We start from the raw sequence: 7,931 nt of genomic DNA, 5'->3' as shown, positions 1-7,931 counted from the left end.
CAGAACAGGTGCTGCCAGAGGATCGCGCCGCCGTTGGCGGGGTCGAACACGTGCGCACCCAGATGCCGGTCGGCGGCGAGCGCGAACAGCGCAGCCGTGAGGATGGGGAACGCGGCGAGGATCAGCACGCTGGTGAACAGGATGTTCCAGGTGAAGACCGGCATCCGCCACATCGTCATGCCGGGGCATCGCAGACACACGATCGTGGTGATCACATTGACGGCACCGAGGATCGTGCCGAGACCGGACACAATGAGCCCGAAGATCCACAGGTCACCGCCAACGCCAGGCGAGTACTCGGCGCGCGACAGCGGCGCATAAGCGGTCCAGCCAAAATCAGCACCGCCACCGGGCGTCAAGAACGACGCGACCACGATCGTGCCACCGAAAAGAAACAACCAGTACGACAGCGCGTTCAGCCGGGGAAACGCCATGTCTGGAGACCCGATCTGCAATGGCAGTACGAGATTGGCAAAGGCGAATACGACCGGTGTCGCGTAGAGCAGCAGCATGATCGTGCCGTGCATAGTGAACAGCTGATTATACTGCTCCTGCGACAGGAACTGCAGACCCGGTCTGGCGAGCTCACCCCTCATCAGTAACGCCAGCGCTCCACCGATCATGAAGAACGCTAACGACGTCGTGAGGTAGAGAACGCCGATCTGCTTGTGATCGGTAGTCCGCAGCAGCGACAGCAGCCGCGAGCCCTTAGGTGGCGGACGGACAGAAGCACGCCGTGCGGCAATACGGCCGGGTTGGACTGCCATGGCCGGACTCCACTTCACACGACAGTAGCCACGTTCCACTATGCTAGATAGTAGTTCAGTGAGGAAGGTCACGCGAGTGTTGCACCGCCGCAGGTCAGGACCGCACGGCCCAGCTTGCACCCACCAGACAAGACCGGCGATAAGCAATGCCCGTACCCTCGTCCTGGCCCAGCTGACAACACGACCCTCGCGTTGAACTACCGAGCAGCAGAGGCATTAGTTCCCGTCGGTCGACGCCCACTGGTCAGTCGCTATCGTGATACCTATGCGAGCGAACACGCGCCGAGCACAGCACGTGCTCCTACTGTGCGCCCTCGCTCTGGCCGTGCTCAGCATGCACCACGTGCCCTCTCTCAAAGCGCACTCGACGATGGACGGCGAGCCGGCAGCAAGCACCGAGATGCCACATTCCCCGGTCAGCCCTGCCGCGCTGCCGGAGACCCCCTCTGCCGGCACTCCAGACCCAGGAGTCGACCACCACGACCTGGTCCATCTCTGCCTCGCCGTGCTGCTCGCGGCCACCGGCCTCATGCTGCTCGCCACATGGCTGACGGTCACGATCGACGCTCGAACGCTTATACACCATGCCCGGACGCGCTCGTTCCCATGCCCAGGAAGCAGGTCACCACCTAGAACTGGACGATCGCTACTCACCTCCATCTGCCTTCTCCGCATCTAGATGGTCACCCAGCGTATTCAAGTAGATACGCAGGGAAGTTCTGGATGTTGACGAGTCAAGAAGACAGAAGGTTGAACTCTCATGAAAAAGACATTGATCGGCGCGGGCGCCGCAGCGCTCCTCGCACTCGCCGCCGGCTGCGGTGGCAACGATGACGACATGTCGGGCACGGATATGGGCCAGAGCGGAAGCTCCGCCCCTGCCACGAGCGCGACGCAGGCCGGGCACAACGACGATGACGTCGTGTTCGCACAGATGATGATCCCGCACCACCAGCAGGCGGTGGACATGGCCAAGATGGCCGTCGAACGCGCCACCGACCCCAAGGTGAAGAACCTCGCCACACGGATCCAGGGCGCACAGGATCCGGAGATTCAGCAGATGACCAACATGCTGAAGACCTGGGGCGCACCGACAACGCCCACCATGTCGAGCATGCCCGGGATGGACATGCCCGGCATGGAGGGCATGGAAGGCGGCATGAGCGATCAGGAGATGCGGCAGCTCGAGCAGGCATCGGGGGCCGACTTCGATCGGCTGTGGATGGAGATGATGATCAAACATCATCAGGGTGCCGTCGACATGGCCAAGGACGAACTGAAGAACGGCAGCAACGCCGAGGCCAAGGCGCTGGCACAGCAGATCATCAACGCCCAGGAAGCGGAGATCACCGAGATGCAGGCGATGCTCGACCAGCAATGAGCTGAACCATGAGCTCTGTGCGGGGAGCGGCCTATGGCTACTCCCCGCACGGGGGCCGCCTCGCGTACGATGTTGCTTCGTAAGGAGGTGCCATGCACGGTCTGGGCGAGCTCGAGGCTGCGGTGATGGATGTGCTCTGGCGGACGGACGAGCCGATGAAGGTCCGCGACGTGCTGGAGCAGCTCGACACTGGCAAGCAACTGGCCTACACCACGGTCATGACCGTGCTGGACAACCTGCACCGCAAAGAGTGGGTAGAGCGGGAGCTCCACGGCAAGGCCTACTACTACGAAGCGTCGTTCAGTCGGGAGGAAGCCGCCGCACAGTCTTTGCGCGACGTGCTCGAGGCCTCCGGCGATCCCGAAGCGGTTCTGATGCACTTCATCGCCTCGGGATCCGATGAGGAAACCGACCTGCTCCGCAGCGCGCTGCGGAAGAAGCGAGTCCGGCGCCGATGACGATCGCCGTGGCGTTGCTCGCCGGCGCACTCGCCGTAGGATGGCTCGTCCCCGGTGTCCTGCGGCGGGCGGACCTGCGGCGCCGCGACCCCCTGCTCCTGATCGTGGCATGGCTGATCTCGATGGCAGGTGTCGTGCTCGCCGCCGCCGCCGGGGTCCTGCTGTTACTCACGCCGGGCCACGGTGCGGGCGCCCCCCTGTTGGTGTTGATCGACCGGTGCTGGTCCGCCGTCCAGCACGGCTCACCACCCCGAGTTGAGGAGTTCGCGGGCCTGTTGGGCCTCGCTCTACTGGGCGCCTTCGCCGTCCGACTCGTTGTCGTCTCCAGCCGCGGTGCCCGGCGCAGAGCCCGTAAACGTCAGGAGAACCTCTCACTGCTACGACTGGCCGCCCGGAAAGAGACCGGACCACCTGACACCCTGTGGCTCGCACATGACCGTCCATTGGCGTTCAGCATGGCCGGTCGCCCCGGCGTCGTCGTGGCGACTGAAGGCCTCACCCGCCATCTAGATGATCACGCGGTCGCGGCCGTCCTCACGCACGAGCAGGCACACCTCGCCGGCCGGCACCATCTGCTGGTCGCCACCGCGGATGCCTTGCGCGCGGCCTTGCCGTTCGTGCCATTGTTCACCCAGGCTCCGCGCGCAATCCGCGAGCTGGCCGAGTTGGCAGCCGATACCGCCGCCGTGCGCCACTGTGGACCGGCCGCGGTCCGGACGGCGCTGCAGAAGGTATCCAGCCACGGTGCTCCGAGCGCGTCACTGGCCATGGCGCAGGAAGCCGTGGACCTGCGGCTCGCGCGCCTGCGCCACGGATCGGTTCCGCCGGGCGGACTGCGCAGGGCAATCTCGTGCGGGATCACGGGCGTAACGGCAGCCGCCCTTCCCTTCCTCACCGGAGCTGTCCTGCTCCTGCTCATCACACTTGTCAGCTGCCGCTAGGCCGCTTAACCGACCCTCCCTGCTCGACGCCGCAGTACGAGGGCGCCCGAAGCGCACGACTCGAAGACGCGGCTTCCGAACGCGGCTCCAGCGAAACACCGACGTCGTCCTCCACGACTTGATGATCAAGCACGACAGCTTGATCTACGGAGGCACTATGCAGCCCACGCCCTGGGACCTTCACGCCGACGTCGTCATGTCATTGCCGCTCGACGACCTCGCTCTGCGCGTCCTGAAGGATGCCCACAACAGCAAGGAGTGGAACTGGCAGAATTGGCTCAACTCGGCACGCCAACACGCCTACTCCGGGAACAGATCAGCGCTCCGGGCCCTGTCGGAAGCTTGGGCCTGGCTACTCAACCGCGGACTCGTGATCTGGGATCCTGAACAGTCTTCGCCCGCTGCTTTCGTCATCAGCCGTCAAGGACATGAGACTCTCGAGCGCGACCTTCCGTGGCTCCGCGCAGTTCAGCGCCTCGACCTTCAACTTGTCCCGGAACTCGAAGCCAAAGCCCGACCGCAGTTTCTTCGAGGCGATTTCGAAGCCGCGGCATTCATGGCCATGAAGGAGGTCGAGATCCGAGTACGGGCCTTGAGCGAACTCTCCGATAGTCTCGTCGGCACGAAACTCATGCAGGCCGCTTTCCGGCTGCCGCCCAAGGACGATGTCGACCGAGCTTCAGAGGCGGGACCGCTCTGGCGACCCGACATCGACCCCGGCGAGTCGGTCGCGCTCATGGATCTCTTCAAGGGAGCCATCGGATTGTTCAAAAACCCGGCAAGCCACCGCCGGGTCGACTACACCGACTCCACGGAGGCCGCGGAGATCCTACTACTCGCCGATCTCCTCATGCGTCTACTCGACAAAATCGGAGCGACCTCAACAGGCGACGACTCGCCGCCACCCCGGTCCCGTTGAGGACGAGTTGGCTCCGCTGGCGTTCCATCGGACATGCCAGCGAGTCGGGGGACCCATCGCTGCCGGCCCTACAGGGGCGCCTCGGCGCTACGCCGGGGGGCCGAAAGGTCAATTGCCGAGGTTCGGAATGGGACCCTCGGTAGCGGCTGATCGCGCCTAGGCAGCACTCTCTCATTTCGGGTCCCGAGGGATGGCCGCGCCCAGCGCGTACGGGGCGACGAGCGGAACCCGCGGCCACGGGCGGAAGATGTCGAGCTCGCGGACGGTGAATCCGGCCGCGCGAATAGCCTGAACGGTGCGACGGTTCGGTCGACAGCCCGCGGCGATGCGCGCCCAGGTCGACTCGATCCGGTCTTGAACCCAGCCGAGCAGCCCGTCGGCACGGATGTGCTCGAAAAACACGAGCTGACCTGTGGGCTTGAGCACCCGTCGGATCTCGACCAAGGCCCGATCGAGGTCGGTGACGCTGCACAGGACGAGGCCGCACACGACCGCATCGAACTTCGTCTCGTAGAACGGCAGTCGCTCTGCGGTCGCATCCACGATATCCACCGGTACCTGTACTGCGGCTACGGCGTCGCGCAGACGTTCGCGCATCGCTGCGGACGGCTCGGCAGCGACGAGCTCGCGAACGCCGCGGTAATGCCGGAGATTGGCACCTGTCCCGGCACCGATTTCCAGGACGGTGCCCGTCAGCGACCCCACCATCCTTGCCCGCCGGGCGCCGGCCCAGCGGCGCTCAGCCGGGGCGTTGAAGCTGTCGTAGTAACGGGCGAACCGTTCGGCAGCCTTGCCGTCCAGATACTCACGAGTCATCACGCCGCCAATCTACTACATTCTCGTAGTAGCCAACCGTAGCCGGGATGGAGCAGTGAGGACGCGAGAAATGCGCTCACGACCAACCAGCTCATGAGCAGCAATCCCCTGCACTGATCGCGATCGCCCGGCGCGCCGGTCGCCGCCGGGCCACCCGCGCGCCCTCCAGTTGCAGCACACGGGCCTCCAACATGTCCCGGTCGCCGAATCCCGAAATCACGTCAGCAGCCAAGGGAACCGGTGGCGCACTCGCGATCAGCAAGGCCCGCGCGAGCACGGCCGGACCGATGCGGGGTGCAGCGCGCCTGTCAGCGGCCAGCTCCGCATCGCACCGGGCGCGCTGCGCGAGATGCGCGAGCACTGGCATGAGGAGCGATCTCAGCACGGCTATCCGACAGAGGAAGATGCGGAGCGGGTCACGTACTCGCACGTGTTCGGCCTCGTGTTCCAGGACGGCCGCCAGTTCGTCATCGGAACAACGGGCAATCAGGCCGTCGCTGATCACGATGCGCGGTCGCCACAACCCGTATGTAAGCGCGAAGGCACGATCGTCCGACACCCGCTCCACGCGCGCGACCAGCCCCCGTCGTCTGACGAGTGACCGCAGCCCCGCGGTACCGGGAACGCTGCGAGCCGGAGCCGTCGATGCGCCCGCAGCGCGGCCCCGGACAACTTGATCTCTCGGCGTAGCGCTGCGAGGTTCAGCGCTATCAACGCGAGAGCCGGGAGCACCAAGTACCACGTCGCGACGAGCCGCCCGGCTCCGCCTGTCAACAGAGTGTGGAGAACGGCAGTGATCGCCGCGCAGGACCCGATCAATGCAGTCGTCCGCAGGAGCAGGCCAGCGCCGATCAGGCTCCAGAAGGCACCGCCACGGGCCGACATCAGCTTCTTCCTTCGATGATCCGACGCAGCCGTTCCCGGAGATCGTCGTCAGCCTCCGCCTCCGCGAGGAAATGCGCAACGGCAGCCTGACCGTGCTCGTCGATGACCCGCCTCACTGCAAGTGATGCGGGGTCGCGACCGACCGGCTCGTAGGCATAACCTCGGCCAGCCGGACGCCGCCGCGCCGCACCCTTGTCGGCCAGTCGCGCGAGAACCGTCATGACGGTCGTATAGGCCAGCGGACGGGACCTCGCCGCGTTGAGCTGCTCCAGCACGTCGCGCACGGTCAGCGGACCAGCACCCGCCCACAACAGCTTGAGGACCTCTCCCTCCAACCTGCCCATGACCACACCTCCCGACGACCTCCTACTACAACATCGTAGGAGACATCTCGAGCGAGGGGCCACCCCTATCGCGTGCTCCACGAGTACGCCCCTATCGGCCCGAGCACGGCCACGCACCCGTGTCGATCGACACAAAAAGCCGGTAATCTACTATCTAGTCTAGTAGTTTGGTGTGGCTGTGGCGCCACGAATGGAGTTCGAGCATGGCTGTGACACCGGCACCTGTTGCTCCGCGCCCGTCGCCGGTGCGTGAGGCGCCGGAGGGTTCGTACCTGCTGCGGTTGTTCCGCACAACGGATCACAAGCAGATCGGCATCATGTACCTGGTCACGTCGTTCGCCTTCTTCATGGTGGGCGGGGCGATGGCCATGTTCATCCGCACCGAGCTGGCTCGCCCCGGGCTGCAGTTCCTGTCGCAGGAGCAGTACAACCAGCTGTTCACCATGCACGGCACGATCATGCTGCTGCTCTACGCGACACCGGTGCTGTTCGGATTCGCGAACTTCATCCTGCCCCTGCAGATCGGCTCACCGGATGTCGCCTTTCCGCGGCTGAACGCGCTCAGCTACTGGCTGTATCTCTTCGGCGGCCTGACCGCCGTCGGTGGGTTCCTCACCCCGGGCGGCGCGGCCGACTTCGGCTGGTTCGCCTACACGCCACTGTCGAACGCGATCTACTCCCCCGGCGTGGGCGCGGACCTGTGGATCACCGGCCTGCTGGTGTCCGGCCTCGGCACGATCCTCGGTGCCGTCAACATGATCACCACCGTCGTATGCCTGCGCGCGCCAGGAATGACCATGTGGCGGATGCCCATCTTCACCTGGAACATCCTGGTCACGAGCATCCTCATCCTCATCGCCTTCCCGATCCTCACCGCCGCCCTGTTCGGCCTGCTCGCCGACCGCCGCCTCGGCGCCCATGTGTTCGATCCGGCCAACGGCGGCGTGATCCTGTGGCAGCACCTGTTCTGGTTCTTCGGCCACCCAGAGGTGTACATCGTCGCGCTGCCGTTCTTCGGCATCGTGTCCGAGATCTTCCCGGTGTTCAGCCGCAAACCGGTGTTCGGCTACAAGGGCCTCATCTGGGCCACGCTCGCCATCGCGGCGCTCTCGGTGTCCGTGTGGGCGCACCACATGTACGCCACCGGCGCGGTGCTGCTGCCGTTCTTCTCGTTCATGACCTTCCTGATCGCCGTGCCGACCGGTGTGAAGTTCTTCAACTGGATCGGCACCATGTGGAAGGGACAGCTGACCTTCGAGACGCCGATGCTGTTCTCGGTCGGCTTCATCGTCACGTTCCTCTTCGGCGGTCTGTCGGGTGTGCTGCTCGCGGCCCCGGCGATCGACTTCCAGGTGTCCGATTCGTACTTCGTGGTGGCGCACTTCCACTACGTGCTCTACGGCACGATCGTGTTCGCCAC

9 protein-coding genes are annotated in these 7,931 nt (G+C 65.0%); 5 read left to right on the top strand and 4 right to left on the bottom strand.

Annotated elements, in window-relative coordinates; translation table 11 throughout:
- A partial coding sequence (locus tag DI005_RS33215; RefSeq protein ID WP_199543429.1) for a cbb3-type cytochrome c oxidase subunit I occupies positions 1–767 on the bottom strand: 767 nt, incomplete at its 3' end.
- Between the two features lie 760 nt (positions 768–1,527).
- Here DI005_RS33215 and DI005_RS33210 point away from each other — a divergent pair.
- The 4 genes from DI005_RS33210 (at position 1,528) to DI005_RS33195 (ending at position 4,466) form a co-directional block, all read left to right on the top strand.
- Positions 1,528–2,148 carry a DUF305 domain-containing protein gene (locus tag DI005_RS33210; RefSeq protein WP_113644719.1) on the top strand — a complete coding sequence of 207 codons (621 nt, stop codon included), beginning with the start codon at positions 1,528–1,530 and terminating at the stop codon, positions 2,146–2,148.
- A gap of 92 nt (positions 2,149–2,240) precedes the next feature.
- A complete protein-coding gene (locus DI005_RS33205) occupies positions 2,241–2,606 on the top strand; it encodes a BlaI/MecI/CopY family transcriptional regulator (RefSeq protein WP_113644718.1) in 366 nt (121 codons plus the stop codon).
- On the top strand, positions 2,603–3,547 hold the full coding sequence (locus tag DI005_RS33200) for a M56 family metallopeptidase (RefSeq protein WP_113644717.1): 945 nt from the start codon (positions 2,603–2,605) through the stop codon (positions 3,545–3,547). The genes DI005_RS33205 and DI005_RS33200 overlap by 4 nt, the downstream gene beginning before the upstream one ends.
- A gap of 121 nt (positions 3,548–3,668) precedes the next feature.
- A complete protein-coding gene (locus DI005_RS33195; protein WP_113644716.1) occupies positions 3,669–4,466 on the top strand; it encodes a TIGR02391 family protein in 798 nt (265 codons plus the stop codon).
- A 171-nt stretch (positions 4,467–4,637) separates the two neighbouring features.
- Here DI005_RS33195 and DI005_RS33190 read toward each other — a convergent pair whose 3' ends face one another.
- From DI005_RS33190 to DI005_RS33180, 3 genes are all read right to left on the bottom strand, one after another.
- A complete protein-coding gene (locus DI005_RS33190; protein WP_113644715.1) occupies positions 4,638–5,282 on the bottom strand; it encodes a class I SAM-dependent methyltransferase in 645 nt (214 codons plus the stop codon).
- A gap of 91 nt (positions 5,283–5,373) precedes the next feature.
- Positions 5,374–5,850: a M56 family metallopeptidase gene (locus tag DI005_RS38385; protein ID WP_158559935.1), complete on the bottom strand. Its 477-nt coding sequence runs from the start codon at positions 5,848–5,850 to the stop codon at positions 5,374–5,376.
- Positions 5,851–6,166: 316 nt separating this feature from the next.
- A complete protein-coding gene (locus DI005_RS33180; RefSeq protein ID WP_113644721.1) occupies positions 6,167–6,511 on the bottom strand; it encodes a BlaI/MecI/CopY family transcriptional regulator in 345 nt (114 codons plus the stop codon).
- A gap of 203 nt (positions 6,512–6,714) precedes the next feature.
- Here DI005_RS33180 and DI005_RS33175 point away from each other — a divergent pair.
- The coding region (locus DI005_RS33175; protein ID WP_113644720.1) for a cbb3-type cytochrome c oxidase subunit I at positions 6,715–7,931 on the top strand (1,217 nt) is incomplete at its 3' end.

The sequence above is a fragment of the Prauserella sp. PE36 genome (genome assembly GCF_003311655.1).
GTDB lineage: Bacteria > Actinomycetota > Actinomycetes > Mycobacteriales > Pseudonocardiaceae > Prauserella_A > Prauserella_A endophytica.
This window is presented reverse-complemented; position numbering and strand designations above follow the sequence as displayed.

Coding starts and splice junctions, on each gene's coding strand:
- DI005_RS33210 (WP_113644719.1), top strand. CDS start 1,528: ATGAAAAAGACATTGATCGGCGCGGGCGCCGCAGCGCTCCTCGCACTC.
- DI005_RS33205 (WP_113644718.1), top strand. CDS start 2,241: ATGCACGGTCTGGGCGAGCTCGAGGCTGCGGTGATGGATGTGCTCTGG.
- DI005_RS33200 (WP_113644717.1), top strand. CDS start 2,603: ATGACGATCGCCGTGGCGTTGCTCGCCGGCGCACTCGCCGTAGGATGG.
- DI005_RS33195 (WP_113644716.1), top strand. CDS start 3,669: ATGATCAAGCACGACAGCTTGATCTACGGAGGCACTATGCAGCCCACG.
- DI005_RS33190 (WP_113644715.1), bottom strand. CDS start 5,282: ATGACTCGTGAGTATCTGGACGGCAAGGCTGCCGAACGGTTCGCCCGT.
- DI005_RS33180 (WP_113644721.1), bottom strand. CDS start 6,511: ATGGGCAGGTTGGAGGGAGAGGTCCTCAAGCTGTTGTGGGCGGGTGCT.